General features: G+C 30.6%; 19 protein-coding genes. 14 read left to right on the top strand and 5 right to left on the bottom strand.

What is annotated here, in order from left to right; genetic code table 11:
- Nucleotides 1–45 precede the first annotated feature (45 nt).
- The 3 genes from BWR22_RS12045 (at nt 46) to BWR22_RS12035 (ending at nt 3353) form a co-directional block, all read left to right on the top strand.
- The gene (locus tag BWR22_RS12045) at nt 46–690 is read left to right on the top strand and encodes a DsbA family oxidoreductase (RefSeq protein WP_076733913.1); all 645 of its coding nucleotides are present in this window, start codon (nt 46–48) and stop codon (nt 688–690) included.
- An 85-nt stretch (nt 691–775) separates the two neighbouring features.
- A complete protein-coding gene (locus tag BWR22_RS12040; protein WP_076733912.1) occupies nt 776–1573 on the top strand; it encodes a haloacid dehalogenase type II in 798 nt (265 codons plus the stop codon).
- Nucleotides 1574–1778: 205 nt separating this feature from the next.
- Nucleotides 1779–3353 (top strand): hypothetical protein, encoded by a 1575-nt coding sequence (locus BWR22_RS12035; RefSeq protein ID WP_076733911.1) that lies wholly within the window; start codon nt 1779–1781, stop codon nt 3351–3353.
- Between the two features lie 68 nt (nt 3354–3421).
- Here the strand turns inward: BWR22_RS12035 and BWR22_RS12030 are convergent, their stop codons facing one another.
- The gene (locus BWR22_RS12030) at nt 3422–4705 is read right to left on the bottom strand and encodes a UDP-N-acetylmuramoyl-tripeptide--D-alanyl-D-alanine ligase (protein WP_076733910.1); all 1284 of its coding nucleotides are present in this window, start codon (nt 4703–4705) and stop codon (nt 3422–3424) included.
- A 66-nt stretch (nt 4706–4771) separates the two neighbouring features.
- A complete protein-coding gene (gene gldJ / locus BWR22_RS12025) occupies nt 4772–6436 on the bottom strand; it encodes a gliding motility lipoprotein GldJ (RefSeq protein ID WP_076733909.1) in 1665 nt (554 codons plus the stop codon).
- A 288-nt stretch (nt 6437–6724) separates the two neighbouring features.
- On the opposite strand from gldJ, the gene porU reads away from it, so the two are divergent.
- From porU to BWR22_RS11990, 7 genes are all read left to right on the top strand, one after another.
- Nucleotides 6725–10615, top strand: coding sequence for a type IX secretion system sortase PorU (porU, locus tag BWR22_RS12020; RefSeq protein WP_076733908.1), 3891 nt, complete (start codon nt 6725–6727; stop codon nt 10613–10615).
- Nucleotides 10616–10647: 32 nt separating this feature from the next.
- Nucleotides 10648–11895: a type IX secretion system outer membrane channel protein PorV gene (porV, locus tag BWR22_RS12015; protein WP_076733907.1), complete on the top strand. Its 1248-nt coding sequence runs from the start codon at nt 10648–10650 to the stop codon at nt 11893–11895.
- Between the two features lie 92 nt (nt 11896–11987).
- Nucleotides 11988–12470 (top strand): cytidine deaminase, encoded by a 483-nt coding sequence (gene cdd, locus BWR22_RS12010; RefSeq protein WP_076733906.1) that lies wholly within the window; start codon nt 11988–11990, stop codon nt 12468–12470.
- Between the two features lie 166 nt (nt 12471–12636).
- Entirely contained in the window at nt 12637–13638 is a 1002-nt protein-coding gene (gene pdhA, locus BWR22_RS12005) for a pyruvate dehydrogenase (acetyl-transferring) E1 component subunit alpha (RefSeq protein ID WP_076733905.1), read from the top strand.
- Nucleotides 13639–13645: 7 nt separating this feature from the next.
- Complete coding sequence (locus BWR22_RS12000) at nt 13646–15283, top strand: pyruvate dehydrogenase complex dihydrolipoamide acetyltransferase (protein WP_076733904.1); 1638 nt, start codon at nt 13646–13648, stop codon at nt 15281–15283.
- Nucleotides 15284–15386: 103 nt separating this feature from the next.
- Complete coding sequence (locus BWR22_RS11995; protein ID WP_076733903.1) at nt 15387–16391, top strand: M28 family metallopeptidase; 1005 nt, start codon at nt 15387–15389, stop codon at nt 16389–16391.
- Nucleotides 16384–17070, top strand: a complete 687-nt coding sequence (locus BWR22_RS11990) for an SDR family NAD(P)-dependent oxidoreductase (RefSeq protein WP_076733902.1) — start codon at nt 16384–16386, stop codon at nt 17068–17070. The genes BWR22_RS11995 and BWR22_RS11990 overlap by 8 nt, the downstream gene beginning before the upstream one ends.
- Before the next feature lie 157 nt (nt 17071–17227).
- Here the strand turns inward: BWR22_RS11990 and BWR22_RS11985 are convergent, their stop codons facing one another.
- Nucleotides 17228–17857 (bottom strand): T9SS type A sorting domain-containing protein, encoded by a 630-nt coding sequence (locus BWR22_RS11985; protein ID WP_076733901.1) that lies wholly within the window; start codon nt 17855–17857, stop codon nt 17228–17230.
- A gap of 160 nt (nt 17858–18017) precedes the next feature.
- Nucleotides 18018–18518, bottom strand: a complete 501-nt coding sequence (locus tag BWR22_RS11980; protein WP_076733900.1) for a hypothetical protein — start codon at nt 18516–18518, stop codon at nt 18018–18020.
- 223 nt (nt 18519–18741) lie between these two features.
- On the opposite strand from BWR22_RS11980, the gene BWR22_RS11975 reads away from it, so the two are divergent.
- The 4 genes from BWR22_RS11975 to BWR22_RS11960 all read left to right on the top strand — a co-directional run bounded on the left by BWR22_RS11975 (nt 18742) and on the right by BWR22_RS11960 (nt 21702).
- On the top strand, nt 18742–19785 hold the full coding sequence (locus BWR22_RS11975; RefSeq protein WP_076733899.1) for a flavin-containing monooxygenase: 1044 nt from the start codon (nt 18742–18744) through the stop codon (nt 19783–19785).
- 158 nt (nt 19786–19943) lie between these two features.
- Entirely contained in the window at nt 19944–21263 is a 1320-nt protein-coding gene (locus BWR22_RS11970; protein WP_076733898.1) for a DEAD/DEAH box helicase, read from the top strand.
- Between the two features lies 1 nt (nt 21264).
- Nucleotides 21265–21474 (top strand): DUF6500 family protein, encoded by a 210-nt coding sequence (locus BWR22_RS11965; protein ID WP_076733897.1) that lies wholly within the window; start codon nt 21265–21267, stop codon nt 21472–21474.
- Complete coding sequence (locus tag BWR22_RS11960; RefSeq protein ID WP_076733896.1) at nt 21475–21702, top strand: VF530 family protein; 228 nt, start codon at nt 21475–21477, stop codon at nt 21700–21702.
- Here BWR22_RS11960 and BWR22_RS11955 read toward each other — a convergent pair.
- Nucleotides 21699–22364: a hypothetical protein gene (locus BWR22_RS11955; protein WP_076733895.1), complete on the bottom strand. Its 666-nt coding sequence runs from the start codon at nt 22362–22364 to the stop codon at nt 21699–21701. The genes BWR22_RS11960 and BWR22_RS11955 overlap by 4 nt on opposite strands.
- Between the last annotated feature and the right edge of the window lie 68 nt (nt 22365–22432).

The raw sequence follows: 22432 nt of genomic DNA, 5'->3' as shown, positions 1-22432 counted from the left end.
CCAAACAACTGTATTTACAATAACGTAAATTAAAATTTTTAGAATATGAAAGAGAAATTAAAAATAGATATTGTTTCAGATGTGGTTTGTCCGTGGTGTACCATTGGATACAAACGTTTGGAAAAAGCTATTGCAGAACTAGATTTGCAAGATAAAGTGGATATAGAGTGGCAACCATTTGAGTTGAATCCAAATATGCCTGCTGAAGGTCAAAACGTTATAGAACATATTGCTGAAAAATATGGAGCGACTTTAGAACAGCAAAAAGAATCTCAACAACGCATGGTAGAAGCTGGTAATGAGCTCGGATTTACTTTTGATTATTATGATGATATGAAAATGTCTAACACTTTTAATGCACACATATTATTAGAATATGCTAAAGATTTTAATAAACAAACCGAATTAAAAATGCAGTTAACTAAAGCTTTTTTTAGCGATCGTAAAGATGTATCTAAAATAGATGTTTTAAGGCAAGCACTTTTAGAAGTAGGATTAAATGCAGATGAAGCTTTAGCAAAATTGAAAAATGAAGAAGCACAATTAGAAGTTAGAAAAAAGCAAGATTATTGGAAAAATATGGGAGTTAATTCTGTGCCAACCATTGTTTTTAATCGTAAAAGTGCAGTAACAGGAGCGCAACCTGTAGATACTTTTAAGCAAGTATTATTAGAGCTAACAGATAAGTAAGTGTTTAAATAAATTGGTGTTATTAGTACATCTATCAAAATTTTAATTAACAATTACAATTTTATAAAATTACAAACTGAAATTAATGAAAAAAGATAGAAGAAATTTTATTAAAAACCTTGGTATTATGGGAACAACAGGAATGTTAATGCCAAATTTAGTATTAGGACAGACAAAAGAAAATAACAATATTATGGAAAACAAAACGAGACCGAAAGTATTATTTTTTGATGTTAACGAAACGCTTTTAGATCTTACTCAAATGAAAACTAAGGTAGGAGAAGCCTTAAATGGTAGAGAAGATTTATTATCGCTTTGGTTTACTACAATGTTGCAATATTCTTTAGTAACTACAGCAAGTGGGCAGTATGAGCATTTTGGATATGTTGGAGCAGCAGCATTGCAAATGGTTGCTGCAAATAATGGAATTTCAATTTCAGAAGAAGAAGCTAGAAATATTATTGTAAATTCTTTAAGAGGCTTACCAGCTCATCCAGAAGTTAAAGAAGCATTATCTCAATTAAAAAAGGATGGTTATAAATTAGTATCGTTTACAAACTCTTCTAACGAAGGTGTTAAAAAGCAATTTGAAAGTGCAGGCTTAACAGAGTATTTTGAAGAGCGATTAAGCGTAGAAGATATTGGTAAGTTTAAACCATTTACAGATACTTATACTTGGGCAGCTAGAAAAATGGGTGTACAGCCAGAAGAGTGTATGCTTATTGCAGCACATGGTTGGGATGTTGCAGGTGCAGTTTGGGCTGGATGGAGAGCAGCATTTATTAGCAGACCAGGTCAACAATTATTTCCGCTTGCTCCAAGAACAGAAATTGTAGAGTCAGATTTAAAGAAAGTAGCACAATTACTTGTAAAATATAAGTAAGCATTAAAATAAAAAAATCTTAATTAAAGATTTCTTATTTAATATTTAAAGCTTGAATTGGTTTAAAATTTTAAACCAATTCAAGCTTATTTTTTTATGTTTTTTGTTCAGTTATCCAAATCGGTTATTAATTAACGTTATATAGGCAGAGTTTTTATAAGCATATTTATAAATTTGTTATAAACGTCCTTATACAATTTAACTTATGGCTAGATGGTTACGCATATTTTTAATTAGTTTACTTGCAATAACAATGTTATTTGTTGCTTTAGTTTTAAGTACAAATTATCTAATAAAACAAAAAATAGAAAACTTTTTAGACTATAGGTTACCTTCCTATATTACACATACAAATAGTAGTATTAAACTAAATTCTTTTGAAGGAACAATTACAATAAATAATCCTGTAGTAAATATTAAAAATCAAGAAGATAACACTTTACATACTAAAATAGATTTAGATAAAATTATAATTGAAGACGTTAGTTATTGGGATTATATTTTTAAAAATGAAATTCATATTGAAGATATTAAATTATTAAAACCTAATATTTTATATTATAAAGATGTGTTTAATAAAGCAAAAGAAAGGGATACAACGTCAAGTATTATAAAAATTTTTAAGCCTTTTATTATCGACGAATTAAGTATAGATAATACTACGCTTTATATTTATAATCAAAGTAAAGATTCTCTTTTATTGTATGTTGAAGAAGGAATGGTAGAGATTGATGATATTGTAATTAATGCAGAAACTATAACAAAAAAAATACCAGCTACCTTTAAAAATTATGAGTTTAAAGCAGATTCAATTTTTTTAAAAGCTAATAATTTTGAGAACTTAACAACATCAAAAATTAAACTAAAAAATAAGGATGCAATAATTAAAAATATAAAGTTTCAAACCAAATATAGCCGTAAAACCTTATCGAATATTATTAAGAAAGAACGTGATCACTTTAACTTAAATATAGATAGTTTAAATCTTACACAAGTTGATTTCGGATTTAAAAACCGAAAACTATTTGTAAAAACAAGAGCTATAAATATAAACGAGCCTAATTTAAACATCTTTAGAGATAAATTAGTTGCAGATGATTTGAGTATAAAAAAACTATATAGTCATTCTCTTAGAGATATTCCTTTTAATTTAACCATAGATTCCATAAAAATAAATAAAGGTAAAATTGATTATACAGAGAAGGTAAAAGTCGAAAATAATGGCGGTCAAATAGAATTTAAAAATTTTAATGCAACAATAACAAATGTTAGTAATACATATAATTCTCCAGTTAAAACGACTTTAGATATTACTGGATATTTTATGGATGTTACACCATTTAAAGCAAATTGGACGTTTGATGTTAATAATAAAAATGATGATTTTGTATTTAAAATGGATATGGATGCTTTAGAGTTTCCTAGAATAAATGAGTTTACAGAACCCAATTTAAAAGTAAGATTTAAAGGGAAAACCAATAAAATGTATTTTACTATAGATGGAAATAAAACAAAATCTACTGTAGATATGAAGGTAAATTATCAAGATTTAGAAATTAATATTTTAAATAAAAACGGGAACCAAAAAAAGTGGTTGCTATCTAAAATTGCAAACTTATTTGTATCTAAAGATAGTAAAGATAAAGACAATGATTTTAGAGAAGCTATTACAGATGTAGAAAGAGACCAAACAAAATCCGTTTTTAATTTTATTTGGCTTAATACAAAACAAGGTCTTTTAAAAAGCATGACTGGAGATGGAGAAAAACAAGAAAAATAGGTTAACGCTGTTCTCTTTTCTAAACTAATTCAATTAAGTATTAGTATTCTAATTTATAAAATCACGTATTAAAGTAACTCTAAAATACGTTCTAAAGCCATTCCTCTAGAACCTTTAATTAAAATTGTCGCATTTTCTATTTGTAAAGAATTAAAGTTTTCTTTTAACGCATTAAAGGAAGAAAAGCTTTTAATTTTAGTTGAATTACTTTTAGTGTTATTAAAATTTTCTCCAACTATATATATGCTATCAATATCTAATTTTGATGCTAAATCGGATATATTTTGGTGTTCTTTCTCAGCTTCATTTCCTAACTCAAACATATCTCCTAAAAAAGCAATTTTGGTATTGTCTTTAAGTTTACTTAAATTTTCTAAAGCAGCTTTCATGCTTGTTGGGTTTGCATTGTATGCATCCAGAATAATCTTTAAGCTTCCATTTTCTATTATTTGAGACCTATTATTGCTAGGAGTGTAGTTTTCCAAGGCAGTTTTAATATCCATTAAAGGAACATTAAAATATTTGCCAATTATAGAAGCAGCACAAAGATTAGTAAAATTGTATTTTCCTATAAGTTTAGACTCTATTAAAATGTCATCAATTTTAAATGTTACAAAAGGATTAGCTGATACACTTTCTATTTTAAAGAAATTAGAATTTGTTTCAGAGAAGCCAAACTTTTTAATGTAAGAGTTAAGTTTTTCAATTTGTATGCTGTCATCTGCGTTTAAAAATATATAATTATTGTTTTTAATTAAATAGTTATATAATTCACTTTTTCCTTTAATAACACCTTCAACACCTCCAAAACCTTCTAAATGTGCTTTTCCAAAATTAGTAATATATCCAAAATCTGGTTTTGCTATATTGCACAAAAAGTCTATTTCTTTTAAATGATTGGCTCCCATTTCTACAATGCCAATTTGGGTGTCTTTAGACATTGCTAAAAGTGTTAATGGAACACCAATATGATTATTTAAATTACCTACAGTAGCAGTGGTTTTGTATTTTTTAGAAAGAACAGCATTTATTAATTCTTTAGTAGTGGTTTTACCATTACTTCCTGTTAATGCAATTATAGTGGTTTTTAAGTAAGTTCTGTGATAAGAGGCTAAAGCTTGTAACGTTTCTAAAACGTTATTTACTAATATTGTTTGTTTAGATGTATTAAATTTAACTTCATCTATTATTACATATTTAGCTCCTAAATCTAATGCAGTTTGAGTAAAAGTATTTCCATTAAAATTATCTCCTTTTAAAGCAAAAAACATACTGTTTTTTGCTATTTTTCTAGTATCTGTAGAAGTGCCATTACAGGTTAAAAATAATTCGTGTAGTTGTTCTATTTTCATAAAATAAAAGTATAAAAAAAGTCCTAACTAAACGTTAGGACTTTTAATATTATTTAAAACTATTTGTTAGTTTTTAGTCTTGTTTTTAGATTTAGATTTAGAACCTACTCTAGACATAGCACATCTAAACCCAATATAGTCTGTTGCCATATTTTGAGGGAAGTAACGTCTTTGAGCTGGATCTAACCAATATTCTCTATCTTTCCAAGAACCTCCTTTAAATACACGCGCTTCGTCGTTTATTAAAGATGTTCTTTTGCTACTTTTATCCCATTCTCTAATCATATTTCCTGCAGAATCAACTTCAGTTCTATGTTTTGGAGAATTATACATTTTGCTAGTAGTTACTTCTTCTTGACCTTCAATTTCTTCAAAATCATCATAACCACGAGAAGAGCGTCTATCTCCATCTCTAAAGTTACGGTTGTCACTTCTATCAAAGTTTGTTCTTAAGTAAGTTTCATCTTCATCTACAGGTACTTGAGCAATTTCTCCTGGTAAATCTCTAGCTACTACTTTTCCATTAGGTAATGTATCAAAAACAATTTCATCTGTAGTAACAATTTTAACTGTACCATCTTCTGTAATTGCATTTTTAGTATAAACGTTTCCTCTATAGTAGTTAAAATCATTAAACTCATCATCTACAATAGGTCTGTAAACATCAGCAACCCATTCTGCAACATTTCCAGCCATATCATATAATCCGTAATCATTTGGAGCGTAAGATTTTACTTGACCAGTAATATCTGCACCATCGTCAGACCAACCTGCAATTCCACCATAATCACCTTTTCCTTGCTTAAAGTTTGCTAATTGATCTCCTTTTACCTTACGGTTTCCAGAACGAGTGTATTGTCCATCCCAAGGATATTTTTTACGACCTCTATAAACATTATAACTTCTAACTTCAGATAAACCTAAAGCAGCGTATTCCCATTCAGTTTCTGTAGGAAGTCTATATTTAGGAGAAATTATACCTGTTTGTCTAGAAGCATAAACATTAATTTCTTCACCATTAGCATCAGTTTGTGGCTTTAATCTACCACCTCTTAAAATATCTTCATTACCTCCAAAAGTTTGTGTTGGAGCATTTATGTATGTATCTGTACTAAAATTAGCATCTGCAGTTGCTTCGTATTGGCTATCTTGTTTTAAGTATCCTTCTTCTTGTAATGCTTTTTCTTGAACTCTATCCGATCTCCAGTTAGCATACTCAACAGCTTGAATCCAGCTTACTCCAACTACAGGATACTGTCCGTAACCTGGGTGACGTAAATAGTTTTCTGTCATTACTTCATTATAACCTAAACGGTTTCTCCATACTAAAGTATCTGGTACTACACCTTCATATATTTTTCTAAAGTTTTCATCTTCTGGTGGGTATACTTGCTTAATCCAATCTAAATACATTAAGTAATTTTGGTTGGTAACTTCAGTTTCATCCATGTAAAAAGATTGAACGTGTTGTTGGTTAGGTGTGTTATTCCAATCGTGCATAACATCATCTTGAACACGTCCCATTGTAAAGGTACCTCCTTCTATAAACACAGTTCCTGGAGGTGTTTCTTGTTCTTTAAATTTTGTGTTGTATTGAAATCCGCCTTCTTTAGCATTAATTTCCCAACCAGTGGCACTATCTACATTCGATCCGCCAGATCTACCACATCCAACCAAGGTTAGTGATACAGCTAATAGCATTAAAACCCTTGATACAATTACTTTTTTCATACTTAATATGTTTATGTAAGCTAATTATGTTTTTTTTTGGAGACGCAATATAATAATTCTACCTAACTCTACAAGTTATTTTGCAAAATTAACTTAAAAAAATATTACACTTCAACCTATTTATTTACTTTACATCGATTTAAAATTTGTTTTTAAAAACGTTTTTTAACGATGTTTTGAAACATTATAACGTCTGTTTTTTTAATTTATTATTGTAATTTTGAAACGTTTTTATGAAAATGTTAAAATTATAATAATAACATTTAAATAATCACGTTATTTAAAGCAATGAAAAAGATATTATTTGTTATTACAGTACTGCTATGTACTCTAGTATATTCGCAACAAAAGAAATTTAATTTAACTTGGACTGATTCTAAAACTTTAAGCACAGGAAGTTATAGCTTAACGCTCCCTAGTTTTTTGCCTGAAGAAAATTATAGTATCAACCCAAAAACAGGAATAAGTTTTGTCGCTCAATGGGATGTTAGCTCAAGTATTAACGAAGATAATGTTACATTATCTAACGTTAAATATGCTTCAATTTCAAAATCAGAATTAAAAGATCTTGATTTAAAAACGATTCCATCTACTCTTCAATATAGTTTAAAAAATGCTATAGCAAGAGAAAATAGATATGCTCTTCTTACAGTCTCTAGTATTATAAAAACGGGAACAAATGCGTACAAAAAAATTACTTCTTTTACTGTAAACTACGAAAACTCTAATATCTCTTATAGAACTAATAATAATCAAACCATTACTAATTCTGTATTAAGCTCTGGAACTTGGTATAAATTTGGAATAGATAAATCTGGTGTTTTTAAATTGTCTAAAAGTTTTTTAAATAGTTTAGGTATTAATACAGATGTTATCGATCCAAGGACAATTAAAATTTATGGTAATGGTGGGCAAATGATACCTTATTTAAATAATGAGAATTATCCTTTAGATCCTGTAGAGAACGCTATAAAAGTGGTTGGTGAGCAAGATGGTGTTTTTAACGATGGAGATTATGTAATGTTTTATGGAGTGGGGCCTAAAGGTATTGTTGATAATTCAATTATTAATACAAATATAAACCCATATCAAGATGTAACGTATTATTATTTAAATGTTGGTTTTGGTTTTGGAAAGAGAATTCAAAACATGATTGAACCTACGGCCAACGCAACAGTTAATATTTCAACATTTCAAGATTATAAATTTCATGAAGTTGATGAGTTTAATTTAGCTTTTGTTGGAAGAAGATGGTTTGGTGATAAATTGGATGTAGAAACAACTAAATCTTTCGATTTTAATTTTCCTAACATTGTTACAGAAGAATCGGTTAAGTTTAAATTTTTTGGAGCATCTACATCTGGAAGTTCTGCAAATTGGACAATTAGTGCTAATAATAATGTTATTACAACTTTAACAACTCCAGGGATTAACTTAAATGACGATATTTACGGAGTAAATGTAAGCTATAATGGTGATGTTAATGTAAGTTCAGATAATATTTCTATAACAGTAGATTACGATAAATTAGGAGTGCCTAGTGCTGTAGGATATATAGATTATATATCAATTGAAGCAACAAGAAATCTAAATTTTATTGGCACACAATTTGAATTTTACAATCGAATTTCTGCTGAAAATACAGGAGTAGGAATGTACACTATAAGTAATGCGGCTAATCTTTCTGAAGTTTGGGATATTACAGATATAAATAATATTACTACAAAACTTAATTCTGAATCTACATTAAATTTTAAAGCAAATTTAGGAAGTTTAAAAAAATATGTTGCGGTAACGCCGTTTAATTTGTTTGAACCTTTAAATTTAGGAGTGTCAACAGTTTTTAATCAAAACATAAAAGGTACAATATTTAAAAACGCTCAAGGAGATTTTCAGGATATAGATTACGTAATAGTATCACCAAACTCACTTATTAGTCAAGCAAGTCGTCTAGCACAAATAAATAGAGAGAAAAATAATTTAAATGTAAAGGTAATTAGCTTAGAAGCTATATATAGTGAGTTTAATACTGGTAATACAGATATTGCTGCTATTAGAAATTTAGCTAAATACGTTTATGATAATGCAAGCTCAGCAGATAAAAGAATTAAATACCTATGTCTTTTTGGAGATAGTTCGTTCGATTATAAAGGAAGAGTAGCTTCAAATACATATAATACACCATCTTGGCATGCTTATGAGAGTTTTAACCTAACAGGTTCATACGTTTCAGATGATTTTTATGGAATGATGGATCCAAATGAAGGTACAATGATTTCTTCAGATAAACTAGATATTGCAGTTGGTCGATTCCTTGCCGATTCTCCAGATCGCGCTAAAGAAATGGTAGATAAAGTTGAAGTCTATTATTCTACTGCCGCATTAGGTAGTTGGAGGAATAATTTTTTAGCAATTTCAGACGATGTTGATGATGTTTATGAAGCAGAATTGCAAGAAACCACAGATCAAATTGCCGATGATATTACAGCAGCAAAACCATTTTTAAATCCAGTTAAAGTTCACACAGATGCATACCAACAAGAAGCCTCTTCTGGTGGAGATCGTTATCCTTCTGTAACTACAGCAATAGCTAATGCTGTAGAAAATGGAGCTTTAGTGGTTAATTATTTTGGTCATGGAGGAGAAGATGGTTGGGCATTCGAGAGATTGTTTCAAAAACCAGATGTACAAGCTTTAAGAAACGAGTGTAAATTAAGTTGTTTTGTAACCGTAACTTGTGAGTATACACGTTTCGATAATCCATTAAGAGTTACAGCTGGAGAATTAGTATATTGGAATAAAGATGGAGGAGCTATTTCGCTAGTATCCACAACACGTCAAATTTATTTTTCGGTTGGTGTAAATTTTAATAAAAAATTAGAGGAATATCTATTCTCCTATAATGATTCCGATATTTATGAAGATCATGAGTATCCTTCTATAGCAGAAGCTTTAAGGTTAACTAAAGTAAGTAATAGTATAGCTGGTGTAGGGCAAAAAACTTTAGTTTTTAGTTTTGGTGACCCAGCATTAAAATTAGCATTTCCAAAACCTAATGTGCGTTTAACAAAAATAAACGATGTCCCAATAGCAGGTAATAATGAGGTGTTAGAGGCATTAAGTTATGCGAAACTTTCTGGCGAAGTTACAGATGTTGCAGGAAATGTTTTAACAAACTATAACGGAAAAGTAGTTACAACTATTTACGATAAGCCTATTACAAGAGAAACATTAGGTAATGATTACACGTATGATGGACCAAACCTTATTATTATGGAATTCGAAACATTAGGAGAAGTGATTTTTCGAGGGCAATCTACTGTTACTAATGGTGAATTTGAATTCGATTTTATTGTGCCAAGAGATATTGGTGTGCCAGTTGGTTTTGGTAAAGTAAGTTTTTATGCATCTCAAGAAGGGTCTGTTAACGATCAATCTGGTGCTGCAGTAAATACACTACAAATTGGAGGTGTAAATGAAAACGCGGCAGAAGATAATATAGGTCCAAATATAAGTCTCTATATGAATGATGAAAATTTCGTTTCAGGAGGTGTTACAAACGAATCTCCAACATTACTATTAAAATTACAAGACGAAAACGGAATTAATACTGCTAGTGGTATTGGTCATGATATAGTAGCTATATTAGATGGAGATGAAGTAAATCCATATGTGCTTAATAATTATTATGTAACAGAGTTAGATGATTATACTAAAGGATCTTTAACGTATCCATTTAGGGATTTAGAGCCAGGTTTACACACCTTAACATTAAAAGCATGGGATGTTTACAATAATTCTTCTACCGCAGAGTTACAGTTTAGAGTATTTAATGAAGATGAAAGTTTAATAATAGAAAACGTATTAAACTACCCAAACCCATTTGTAAATTATACAGAGTTTTGGTTTACTCATAATAGCTCAGAAACTTTAGATATATCCGTGCAAATTTTTACCGTTTCAGGAAAATTAGTTAGAACATTAAACGGTCAAACCAATGGAGACGCATGTTTAAATTGTGGAAAAGCAGCAAATTCTACATCTAGAGATATTGTTTGGGATGGTAGAGACGATTTTGGTGATAAAATAGGAAAAGGAACTTATGTCTATAAATTAAAAGTGCATTCTAGCGCTACAAATAAAACAGTAGAAAGAATAGAGAAACTTGTAATACTATAATAAAGATTTATATTTGTCAAATAAAAAAAATTATGAAAAAGAATATATTAGTACTAATGGTGTTTGCTTTTGCTTTAAAAAGTTATTCACAAACACCTGCAAATTCATTTGTAGTTCAACCTTATCAAGACACAAGGGTAATAACTACAGGTGTACCTTTTTTATTAATAGCGCCAGATGCTAGAGCAGCTGCAATGGGAGATATGGGTGTTGCCACCTCACCAGATGCCTTCTCTCAGCAATGGAATCCTGCAAAATATGTTTTCTCTACAGCAAAATCTGGAGTAGGAGTTAGTTATACTCCATATTTAAGCAAATTAGTTAACGATATATTTCTTGGTAATGTTACCTATTTTAATAGAATAAACGAGCAAAGTGCATTTGCAGCAAGTTTTAAATATTTCTCGCTTGGAGATATTGAATTTGTTGAAGATGAAAACTCTATCCCATTAATTCAATCACCAAATGAGTTAACGTTAGATTTATCTTATACATTAAGATTAAGTGACCAATTTGGTATGGCTGTAGCTATGCGTTATTTACGTTCAGATTTAAAATTAAATTTAGGAGATAATGATGCAACAGCAGCAAGTACATTTGGTGTAGATATAACAGGATATTATCAAGGAGAAGAGGAAGCTTATAACGATTTTAATGGTCGTTGGAGAGGTGGTTTTGCCATCCAAAATTTAGGACCTAAATTTAAATATGATGAAGGTGGTCAAGAAAATTTTCAACCAACAACTTTACGTTTAGGAGGTGGTTTCGATTTTATTTTCGATCAGTATAACAAATTAGGAGTAACAGCGGAGTTTGCAAAACTTTTAGTGCCAACACCTCCAGTTTTAGGAGATAGAATAGAATATACCGAAAGTGGTGAAACACCAGGTTATCAAGCAGACGAAGACATAACAGTTGCAACAGAAAACAATTATATTATAGATGGTCAAGATAATAATGTAGATTTTGTTTCAGGAATATTTCAATCTTTTGGTGATGCTCCAGGTGGATTTAAAGAAGAACTACAAGAATTTACTTATGCTGTTGGTTTAGAATACTTATATCAAGAATCTTTTGCCTTTAGAACAGGTTACTTTAACGAGCACGAAACAAAAGGAGCTCGTAAGTTTTTTGCTTTAGGAGCAGGTTTTAAATACAATGTATTAAATATCGATTTATCATATTTATTCTCTGCATCAAAGGTGCAAAGCCCATTAGAAAGTACATTGCGTTTTTCTTTAACATTTAATCTTGGAGAAGGAGAATATACAGAGTATTAATAATTTATTTATATTTATACAAATTAAAACTATTGCCCAAAGCAATAGTTTTTTTGTCTAATTTAGTTTTTAGCCCTTTTTAAATATAATATATGAAAGAAGTTAAAATAGAATCGAAACTATATATTTTCGATTCTTTAAAAGAAACTCCAGAAAATATTCAAAGCCTAATGCAAGAAGCAATTAAAGCAAGAGAAAACGCTTACGCTCCATATTCTAACTTTCATGTTGGAGCAGCTATTCTTTTAGATAATGGAGAGATTGTTTCTGGTAGTAATCAAGAAAATGCTTCTTATCCTTCTGGTTTATGTGCAGAACGTACAGCAATTTTTTATGCCGGAGCAAAATTTCCAAAGGCAAAAATTATAAAAATGGCAATTACAGCAGCGTCTAAAAACCAAAAAACTAGCGAGCCAATTCCTCCATGTGGAGCTTGTAGGCAAGCTATTGCAGAGTACGAAACAAAACAAAATCAGCCTGTAGAAATTTATTTTATGGGAGAAGTTGGTAAGGTTATGAAGTCTAATTCATTAGCCAACCTATTACCATTTGGATTCGATTCTTCAAATCTATAACGTTTTCGTAAATAATTTGTCAATTTTCGCTTTTGCATTACCAATTCAAAGTATTACTTTTGTTAGTGCAACTCAATTTTTTAAATTGAAATAATTGATTAATACCAGTTTTTAATTGGTAATAAAAAAAAATGAACGATTTATTTTTTTATAATAAACACCAAAAATGCAGAAAATAACTAAAGAAGTTTACCTTAAATGGTATGAAGATATGTATTTCTGGAGAAAGTTTGAAGACAAACTTGCTGCAGTTTATATCCAACAAAAAGTTCGTGGATTCCTTCACTTATATAACGGTCAAGAAGCAGTATTAGCAGGAGCTTTACATGCAATGGATTTAACAAAAGATAAAATGATTACTGCATACCGTAATCACGTTCAACCTATAGGTATGGGTGTGGATCCTAAGCGTGTTATGGCAGAGCTTTATGGTAAAGCAACCGGAACATCTAAAGGTTTAGGTGGTTCTATGCACATTTTTTCTAAAGAACACCGTTTTTATGGAGGACATGGTATTGTTGGAGGTCAAATTCCATTAGGAGCAGGAATTGCTTTTGGAGACAAATACCACGATAAAGATGCTGTAACTATTTGCTGTTTTGGTGACGGAGCTGCAAGACAAGGTTCTTTACACGAAACATTTAACTTAGCAATGTTATGGAATTTACCTGTTGTTTTTGTTTGCGAAAACAATGGTTATGCCATGGGTACAAGTGTAGAGCGTACTGCAAACCATACAGATGTTTGGAAGTTAGGACGTGGATACGAGATGCCTTCTGGGCCAGTAGATGGAATGAATCCTATTAAAGTAGCTGAAGCTTTTGATGAGGCAATTACAAGAGCTAGATCTGGTGGCGGACCAACATTTTTAGAAGTAAAAACATACAGATATAGAGGTCACTCAATGTCTGATGCACAACATTATAGAACAAAAGAAGAAGTAGAAGAGTACAAGAAAATAGATCCTATTAAACAGGTTAAGGATATAATTCTTAAAGAAAAATACGCTACCGAAGACGAAATAAAAGAAATAGATAAGCGTGTTAAAGCATTAGTTTCAGAATGTGAGAAATTTGCAGAAGAATCTCCATATCCAGAAAAGAGTGTTATGTACGATTCTGTTTATGAGCAAGAAGATTATCCATTTATAGAGCATAAAATAAAATAAATAAGCTATGGCAGAAGTAATAAATATGCCGCGTTTAAGCGACACAATGGAAGAAGGAACTGTAGCAAGTTGGCTTAAAAAAGTAGGTGATAAAGTAGAGGAAGGCGATATATTAGCTGAAATTGAAACAGACAAAGCTACCATGGAATTTGAATCTTTTAATGAAGGTACATTACTTCATATTGGTATTCAAGAAGGAGAGACAGCAAAAGTAGATTCACTTTTAGCTATTATTGGAGAAGAAGGTGAAGATATTTCAGGTTTATTAGAAGGCGGTTCTGCAGAAGAAAAACCAACAGAAAATAAATCTAAAGAAGAAGATAAAGTTGAAGAAGAGTCTGATAACTCAACAGCAACCGAATCAACATCTGAAAGTTTACCAGAAGGAGTTGTTGTTGTAACAATGCCACGTTTAAGTGATACTATGGAGGAAGGTACTGTAGCAACTTGGTTAAAGAAAGTTGGTGATACAGTAGAGGAAGGCGATATTCTTGCAGAAATAGAGACAGATAAAGCAACAATGGAGTTTGAATCTTTTCAGTCTGGAACTTTACTTCATATAGGTTTAGAAGAAGGAGATTCTGCTAAAGTAGATTCGCTTTTAGCAATTATTGGCCCTGAAGGAACAGATGTGTCTTCTGTAGCAAAAAACTTTTCAGTAGAAGGTGCTTCAGCTAAAAAAGAAGAAGCACCAAAAAAGGAAACGCCTAAAAAGGAAGCTCCAAAAACAGAAGCTAAAAAAGAAGCACCTAAAGCTTCAGCTTCGACATCAAATTCTACACCAGATGGTGGTAGAGTATTTGTTTCACCTTTAGCTAAAAAAATGGCAGAGGAGAAAGGTATTCAGCTTAATCACGTTAAAGGAACAGGAGAAAATGGTCGTATTGTAAAGCGAGATATAGAAAACTTTACTTCTACTCAAGCATCATCGGCATCAGCAGCTAAATTTGTACCTACTGGTCAAGAAGATTTTGATGAAGTTCCAAACTCTAACATGCGTAAAGCTATTGCTAAAAACTTAGCAAAATCTAAATTTACTGCACCACATTACTATTTAAATGTAGAGTTTGATATGGAAAATGCTATTGCTTTTAGAAAGCAATACAATTCTGTACCAGATACAAAAATATCTTATAATGATATTGTTGTAAAAGCATGTGCATTAGCTTTAAAACAACATCCACAGGTTAACTCTCAGTGGTTTGACGATAGAATGAAATTAAATAACCATGTACATATTGGTGTTGCAGTAGCAGTACCAGACGGTTTATTAGTACCAGTAGTTAAATTTGCTAACGAGCAAACTTTACCACAAATTGGTGCAGCGGTTAGAGAATATGCTGGTAAGGCAAGAAATAAAAAACTTGCTTTAGACGAAATGGAAGGTAGTACTTTTACTGTTTCTAATTTAGGAATGTTTGGTATAGATAGTTTTACTTCTATTATTAATCAACCTAATTCAGCAATTTTATCTGTTGGAAATATTGTAGAGAAGCCAGTAGTTAAAAACGGACAAATAGTTGTTGGTAATACAATGAAATTATGTTTAGCTTGCGACCATAGAACGGTAGATGGAGCAACAGGAGCACAATTTTTACAAACATTAAAAGGATATATTGAAAATCCAGTTACAATGCTAGTATAATTTTACCATTAAGAGGTAAACCAATAATCTTAATAAAACTAAAAACCTATTTCATAAATATGAAGTAGGTTTTTTTTATCTTTAAACTCAAATAAAAAATAACATGAAAATAATAACTACGCTTAGTGTTTTAGCTTTATTTATAGGTTGCGATTCTGCTAAAAAAACATCTAATACAACTATTCAAAATACCACCGAAAAAACAACGCAAACGGTAGAGAATAAAAAGGAAGATCAAGATTTTATAAATGCTGCAGAAATAAAAGAAATAGTGTCTTTTTTAGCTTCAGATGATTTGAATGGTCGAGACACCGGAAGTGAAGGTATAGACAAAGCAGCAACTTATATTGAGACAGCATTTAAAGATTATGGTTTAAAGCCATATTTCGATACGTATCGCGATAATTTTAAAGTCGAAACACTCGACGCTTTTAATGTTGTTGGGTATTTAGAAGGAACAGATGCTAAGCTTAAAAACGAATTTATTATTATTGGAGCCCATTACGACCATATTGGTTCTGGTAAAGATGTAAATGGAGATACTATTGCCAATGGAGCGAATGATAATGCTGCGGGAACGAGTGGTGTAATAGCTTTGGCAAAATATTTTTCTGAAAATAAAAACAATAAAAGAAGCATTATTTTTACAACATTTACTGCTGAAGAAAAAGGATTATTAGGCTCAAAACATTTGGCGGAAAGACTAAAGGAAAGTGAAATTAAGCTGTACACAATGATTAATTTAGAGATGATTGGTGTACCTTTTAAAGATAGAGACTATCAAGCCTTTATTACAGGACACGAATTATCAAACCTAGGAGAAAAAATGAATAATTATGCAGGTGAAAAACTTATTGGAGCGTCAGATGTTTCAAAAAAATATGGGTTGTTTAAAAGGTCAGATAATTATGCTTTTTACCAAGCTTTTAATGTGCCAAGTCACACTGTGTCGTCTTGCGATTTAACTAATTTTGATTTTTACCATCATGTAGATGATGAGGTAGATAAATTAGATTATAATTTTATGGCAAGTCTAATAAATAAATTAGCACCAGTAATAAAAACAATGGCAAATACAGCATCACAAGAAATTAAAATGCATGAATAGTAAAAATATTATAATTACCGGAACAAGTAGAGGTATTGGTTTTGAGTTGGTACATATCTTAGCTAATCAAGGTCATAATGTATTGGCGCTATCAAGAAACGCACAGCCAGTAAGTAATCTTCAGTTTGATAATATAGAATCTTTTGCTTTCGATTTAGGAAAAAAAGAAGACTATAAAAAGGTTGAAGATTACGTGACTAAAGAGTGGAAGCATGTAGATATTTTAATTAATAATGCAGGAGCATTGTTAAATAAACCATTTGCAGAAACCTCTATGGAAGATTTTGAACACGTTTATAAAACAAACGTATTTGGTGTTGCCGAAATGACGCGTCGTGTTTTACCATTTTTAAAAAGCGATGGACACGTAGTCACCATTAGTTCTATGGGAGGTGTACAAGGTAGTGTTAAGTTTCCTGGACTGTCTGCATATAGTTCTAGTAAAGGTGCAGTGGTAACGCTTACAGAGCTTTTAGCCGAGGAGTATAAAGAAACTGGACCAAGCTTTAATGTACTTGCTTTGGGTGCAGTACAAACAGAAATGCTAGAAGAAGCTTTTCCTGGCTATCAAGCACCTACAACAGCTTTAGAAATGGCAGAATATATTGCAGATTTCTCTTTAAATGGTAATAAGTATTATAACGGTAAAATGTTACAGGTCTCTAATTCTACACCTTAAATTTCGAGATTTCGAATTTTTATAACGTGTTTGTGTATGAAAAGTGCGTGTTTGTGTCAGAGGATTTTCGGAACGAAAATCGGAAGAAAGCAAACACGCACTTTCCTTTTGGTTAATCACTAAAATAAGCATTTTTTATACACAGTGTTAGCTACAGTTATTTATAGATTATTTTTTTCGAAATTGTTAGATTTTCAGAGGAAAACGTTAGAAAGTAAATTCCATTTTTTAACATGAATGGACTAAAGTCGATAAGGTTTAAATTTTCTATTTTTATAGAGTATAATTGTTTGCCAGTTATATCATGAATTTTTAAATTCTTAAAACCTGCTTTTATATCAATTTGGATAAAAGAGTTTTCGGAAACAGGGTTGGGATATATTTTAATCTTATTTTTCCAATCAAAGTCTTCAACTCCAAGTTCAGCTTCGCATTGAAATTCAACCAATTCAATTGACTCTGAATAAACAATCAAGAAAGTATCCATAGAGTCATCATCACACACTACAGTTACTGTTTTTTGTAAATATTCATTTATGAATATGGGAAATGAAGGATATACTTCAGTAATTGAATTGTTTAAAAAAATCAAATCAGAATTTGGTGGGTTGCTATTGGTAATCAGATGATTTATAAAATCCGTTTTATTAAAATCAGGTGCAGGAATATTATCAGTGATTAGTCTTACATAGTAACGATAAAAGCCATCTTGCCAAACACAAGGAGTATCTTGAGAAAAACTCTGTAAAGAAATTAAAGTAATAAATATTAACGTGATTTTTTTCATAATTGTAGCTAATGTCACTCGAATATGATTCCGTTTTAATAAATTATATTCAACGTTATATAAATTCGAAGTTAGCAAATTTTTTTTTTACAAAGCCAAGTTCTTGTATAAATGAAAAAGCAAGTAATTTTTTTTTTAGTTGATTAAGTATTAAAATGCTTTAAATCAACGTAAATTTAATAGGGTTCATTAATCTCCAAGTGCCACGTATTTTGGACGATTTTTTTAAAATAATTAAAAACTTTTTCTCATTACTACTGCAAACCAACGTAATTTTTCCTCTCTCTATTTGTAATTTTGGTTCAGGATTTGCTTCATATTTTACCTTTTGTAAAACAATATTATCCCATTCAATACCAAACGCAATTCCTTTTTTAATAGCTTTTCTAAAACTTTCAATAGCTCCAGTTTTAAACTCTAAAATTATAGAGTCTACTCCAGGTATGTTTTCTTTTGGATTTGCCGTTTTAACTAGCGGAATAAGGTATTTAATATCTTCTTTTGTTGGTAGACTTCTTAGTATTTTTTTTTCGTTCTGTTTTTTTAAAGCTTTAAATACAGTGGTAACCAGTTTAGTTTTTTCGAATTTTTCTTGAGAAAATATATTTTGAGATATAAATAAGGATATGATTAACAATAAAATATATTGTTGGTTTTTCATGTTTTTAAATTTTATTATTTTTTAACTGCTAAAAACTTTGTTTTAAAGTCTTTTACAACTACATCACTAATTAATATTTGTTTTGGTAATATGTTGTTTAAACTTTATTTAGGTTCTAAGCAAATATACCTTAAAATTAAACTAGTGAATTGTTATTAATTAGTAAATACTTAGTGGTTCTCACTTATGTTTCTATTTTTGCATGGAATTAAATTAGTTACAGATGTTGGATTATGTGGTAATAGGAGGAGCGCAAGCAGGATTAGCAATGGCTTATCATTTAAAAGCAATGAACAAAGAGTTTATTGTTGTTGATGGTGAAAAGGAGATTGGTGCCTCTTGGTTAAATAGGTGGGATTCTTTAAAATTATTTACACCTACCGAATATAATCACTTACCAGGCTATAAATTTAATGCTCCAAAAGGACATTATCCTACCAAGTTTGAAGTGGCTAATTATTTTAAATCCTACGTAGATAAATTTAAAATTCCAGTACAACTAAATACGTTGGTTACAGCTGTACGTAAAACAGAAAAAGGGTTTTATATCGAGCATAAAAATGGAGAAATTGAAGCTAAAAATGTTATTGTAGCAACCGGACCATTTCATATACCTTATACGCCGCCTTGCCATACAAAAATTTCGGAAAGTGTACTGCAAATGCATAGTAATTACTATAAAAATGCAGACCAATTACAAGATGGAGATGCGCTTGTAGTTGGTGGTGGAGATTCTGGTTACCAAATTTTAAACGAAATTTCTAAAAATAAATCAAGAAACGTTTATTTCTCTGGAGATACAAATGTAAAATCTATACCACAACAATTTTTAGGTAAAACATTATGGTGGTGGTTTACATTAGTAGGCTTTTTAAGTTTTAGTAAATATAGTTGGATTGGAAAAAAAATTAATTCTTCTACACAGCCAGTTATAGGTACAGACGTAAAAGAGATATTATCTAGAGACAATGTTATTGCTGTTGGGAGAACTAAAGATGCTTTAAATAATGATATTTTTTTTAAAACTAAAAAAGTATCGACAATTAAAAACATTGTTTGGGCTACAGGTTATCGCCCTAATTTTAACTGGATTCAAGGTTTAGAATTAGATGCAGATAATTATCCAAAAAATTACAGAGGAGTAAGTAATATAGAAGGCTTATATTTTATAGGATTACCATGGATGTATACACGTGGCTCGGCAACTTTAGGAGGAGTAAGTAAAGATGCAGATTATTTGGCTGGTGTTATTAGCAATAAAAATTGATAGTTTTATTTATTAAATTTGTTTAAAACACAAACATTTGCCAATTATAGCAGCAAACTATAAATAAGTACTACCTTTACACAAAAAAAGAGGTGATGTTTATAAAATAGATGTTCATCTTAAAACGCCAAATTAAGGCTCTCAAGTAAACACTATTTATGTCATTTAAATTATTAGGGCTGTCCGAGCCTATACTAAAAGCAATTAGTAAAAAAGGATACAATACACCTTCACCAATACAAGCAAAAGCAATACCACCAGTTTTAGATGGATACGATGTTTTAGCATCTGCACAAACAGGAACAGGAAAAACAGCAGGTTTTACTTTACCAATGTTACATATACTAAGCGAAAACCCTAAAGAAAAATTTAGACCTATTCGCGCATTAGTATTAACACCAACTCGTGAATTAGCTGCACAAGTATATGCTAATGTTAAAGAATATAGCGAGTTTTTAAATTTAAGAAGCGCAGTTATTTTTGGTGGTGTAAACCAAAAACCACAAGTAGCAACTATTAGAAAAGGAGTAGATGTTTTGGTGGCAACACCAGGTCGTTTAATAGATTTAAACAATCAAGGTTTATTATCTTTAAAACGTGTGGAAATATTTGTTTTAGATGAAGCAGATAGAATGCTTGATATGGGCTTTTTACGTGATATAGAACGTGTCATGAAACTAATGCCAGATAAAAGGCAAAACCTTATGTTTTCTGCAACGTTTTCTAAGGATATAAAAAAGTTAGCTTTTAATATTCTTAAAAATCCTGTACAGGTTGAAGCTACTCCAGAAAATACAGCAGTTGAAGCTATATCCCAAAAAATATATCGTGTAGCAAAAGGTTTAAAAACCGATTTGGTAATTAAATTAATTTCCGATGGTAATTGGAAACAAGTACTTGTGTTTACACGTACAAAACACGGAGCCAATAAATTAACTAAGAAAATGATTAGCTCCGGAATTACCGCTGCAGCAATTCATGGAAATAAAAGTCAAGGCGCAAGAACCAAAGCTTTAAAAGGTTTTAAAGACGGTACAATTCGCGTAATGGTAGCAACAGATATTGCCGCACGTGGATTGGATATTCCATTATTACCACATGTTATTAATTTTGAAATACCCAATATTTCTGAAGATTATGTACACAGAATAGGAAGAACAGGTAGAGCAGGAGCTAAAGGAGAAGCTATATCTTTAGTCTCGGCAGACGAAACACAGTATTTACGTGATATTGAAAAGCTAATTGGAGAAAAATTACCAGTAGAAATAATGGAAGGTTTCGAGCCAGATCCCAATGCATCAACAGCACCAATAAAACCAGGGCAAAATAGACAGCCAAGAAATAAAAAGGCAAAAGGTCCTGGAGATAGGTCTAAAAAGAATTCTAACTCAAGAAATGGAGGAGGAAGAAACCGTAGTAAAAGTAGAGGATCTGTAAATAATAAAAGATCTGGTGGAGATAGACAATCTAGAAATTAAAATGACCGAAGAATTAAAACAAAAAATAATAGAAGTCTGTAATAAAAAAATAGCTCAAAAAGGAGATAACGTTGGAGTTTCATTTTATGCGTTTTTTAAAAACAAAAATGACAATCCAAAATTGCTAATGGAGGCTGCTACTTGGTGGATTGAAACGCACCAATTAGACCATTTTGAGAAAGCTATTAAAATAAAACAAATGGTATTATAAATGTCACAACCTAATAATCCACTTCACGGAATTAAACTTGAAAAAATTGTAACCGATTTACAAGCGCATTACGGTTGGGAATATATGGGTTATAATATAAAAATTAAATGTTTTACAGATAACCCATCAGTTAAATCTAGTCTTAAATTTTTACGTCGTACACCTTGGGCTCGAAAAAAAGTGGAAGATTTTTATCTAAATTACTTAAAACAGAAAGGCGAATATTAATCTTCGTCATCCTCTTCAAATTCAACAATTGTTACATCAAATTCAGCATCTTTAAATTCATCACGACTTATCCAATACTCTGAAGTTGTAATTGTATAAGAATTGTCGCCATTATGTTTTAAATTCCAAATAATGTTCTCGGCTTCGTCAAAAGCTTCCTTTCCTTCTAAAGCATCGTTAAATAAGCGTTTTATTACATTACTTGGTGCTAAGGTTGCATTAAGTGCTTTTAACACTACTTCTTTATTAACATTTTTGTTTGGAGAAATTTCAAATTCAACCAAAGTTGCTTTTGCACTTGGAAATGTTCCATTGTATGCTTTGTGAAGCAGTTGGTTGATATTGTATAATTGATGATGTAATGAGATGTCTGCATATTCTTCAGAAATTTTATCTAAAAGCATTTCATGAGAAATCTGTTCAATTTGATTTTCATTTAATTTATCAGACAATTTATAGTCCAAAATAATAGCGGCAGCTTCTTCTGGCTCAAAGTCTGAAATTGCCATAAAAAGTAATTCTATTAGTTCTTTTTCAGAAGTGTTTTCTCCAGCATCTTCAAAACCAAATTTATCTAATAATGAAACATAATCTGCTTTAGACCATGCATTTTGTAAAGCATCTACAGCTTTTACACTGTTAATTATAATATGATATTTCATTGTATTATTTTTATTAAAATATAATACAAATAGAACTGATAATCAGGGATTTTTGGTTAAATAAAACA

The sequence above is a fragment of the Lacinutrix venerupis genome, assembly GCF_001971745.1.
Classification (GTDB): Bacteria; Bacteroidota; Bacteroidia; order Flavobacteriales; family Flavobacteriaceae; genus Lacinutrix; species Lacinutrix venerupis.
The sequence above is the reverse complement of the archived record's forward strand: the minus strand, read 5'-3'. Positions and strand labels throughout refer to the sequence as shown.

What these genes read in the sequence shown, in the direction of transcription:
- BWR22_RS12045 (WP_076733913.1), top strand. Translation starts at nt 46, where the DNA reads ATGAAAGAGAAATTAAAAATAGATATTGTTTCAGATGTGGTTTGTCCG.
- BWR22_RS12040 (WP_076733912.1), top strand. Translation starts at nt 776, where the DNA reads ATGAAAAAAGATAGAAGAAATTTTATTAAAAACCTTGGTATTATGGGA.
- BWR22_RS12035 (WP_076733911.1), top strand. Translation starts at nt 1,779, where the DNA reads ATGGCTAGATGGTTACGCATATTTTTAATTAGTTTACTTGCAATAACA.
- BWR22_RS12030 (WP_076733910.1), bottom strand. Translation starts at nt 4,705, where the DNA reads ATGAAAATAGAACAACTACACGAATTATTTTTAACCTGTAATGGCACT.
- gldJ (WP_076733909.1), bottom strand. Translation starts at nt 6,436, where the DNA reads ATGAAAAAAGTAATTGTATCAAGGGTTTTAATGCTATTAGCTGTATCA.
- porU (WP_076733908.1), top strand. Translation starts at nt 6,725, where the DNA reads ATGAAAAAGATATTATTTGTTATTACAGTACTGCTATGTACTCTAGTA.
- porV (WP_076733907.1), top strand. Translation starts at nt 10,648, where the DNA reads ATGAAAAAGAATATATTAGTACTAATGGTGTTTGCTTTTGCTTTAAAA.
- cdd (WP_076733906.1), top strand. Translation starts at nt 11,988, where the DNA reads ATGAAAGAAGTTAAAATAGAATCGAAACTATATATTTTCGATTCTTTA.
- pdhA (WP_076733905.1), top strand. Translation starts at nt 12,637, where the DNA reads ATGCAGAAAATAACTAAAGAAGTTTACCTTAAATGGTATGAAGATATG.
- BWR22_RS12000 (WP_076733904.1), top strand. Translation starts at nt 13,646, where the DNA reads ATGGCAGAAGTAATAAATATGCCGCGTTTAAGCGACACAATGGAAGAA.
- BWR22_RS11995 (WP_076733903.1), top strand. Translation starts at nt 15,387, where the DNA reads ATGAAAATAATAACTACGCTTAGTGTTTTAGCTTTATTTATAGGTTGC.
- BWR22_RS11990 (WP_076733902.1), top strand. Translation starts at nt 16,384, where the DNA reads ATGAATAGTAAAAATATTATAATTACCGGAACAAGTAGAGGTATTGGT.
- BWR22_RS11985 (WP_076733901.1), bottom strand. Translation starts at nt 17,857, where the DNA reads ATGAAAAAAATCACGTTAATATTTATTACTTTAATTTCTTTACAGAGT.
- BWR22_RS11980 (WP_076733900.1), bottom strand. Translation starts at nt 18,518, where the DNA reads ATGAAAAACCAACAATATATTTTATTGTTAATCATATCCTTATTTATA.
- BWR22_RS11975 (WP_076733899.1), top strand. Translation starts at nt 18,742, where the DNA reads ATGTTGGATTATGTGGTAATAGGAGGAGCGCAAGCAGGATTAGCAATG.
- BWR22_RS11970 (WP_076733898.1), top strand. Translation starts at nt 19,944, where the DNA reads ATGTCATTTAAATTATTAGGGCTGTCCGAGCCTATACTAAAAGCAATT.
- BWR22_RS11965 (WP_076733897.1), top strand. Translation starts at nt 21,265, where the DNA reads ATGACCGAAGAATTAAAACAAAAAATAATAGAAGTCTGTAATAAAAAA.
- BWR22_RS11960 (WP_076733896.1), top strand. Translation starts at nt 21,475, where the DNA reads ATGTCACAACCTAATAATCCACTTCACGGAATTAAACTTGAAAAAATT.
- BWR22_RS11955 (WP_076733895.1), bottom strand. Translation starts at nt 22,364, where the DNA reads ATGAAATATCATATTATAATTAACAGTGTAAAAGCTGTAGATGCTTTA.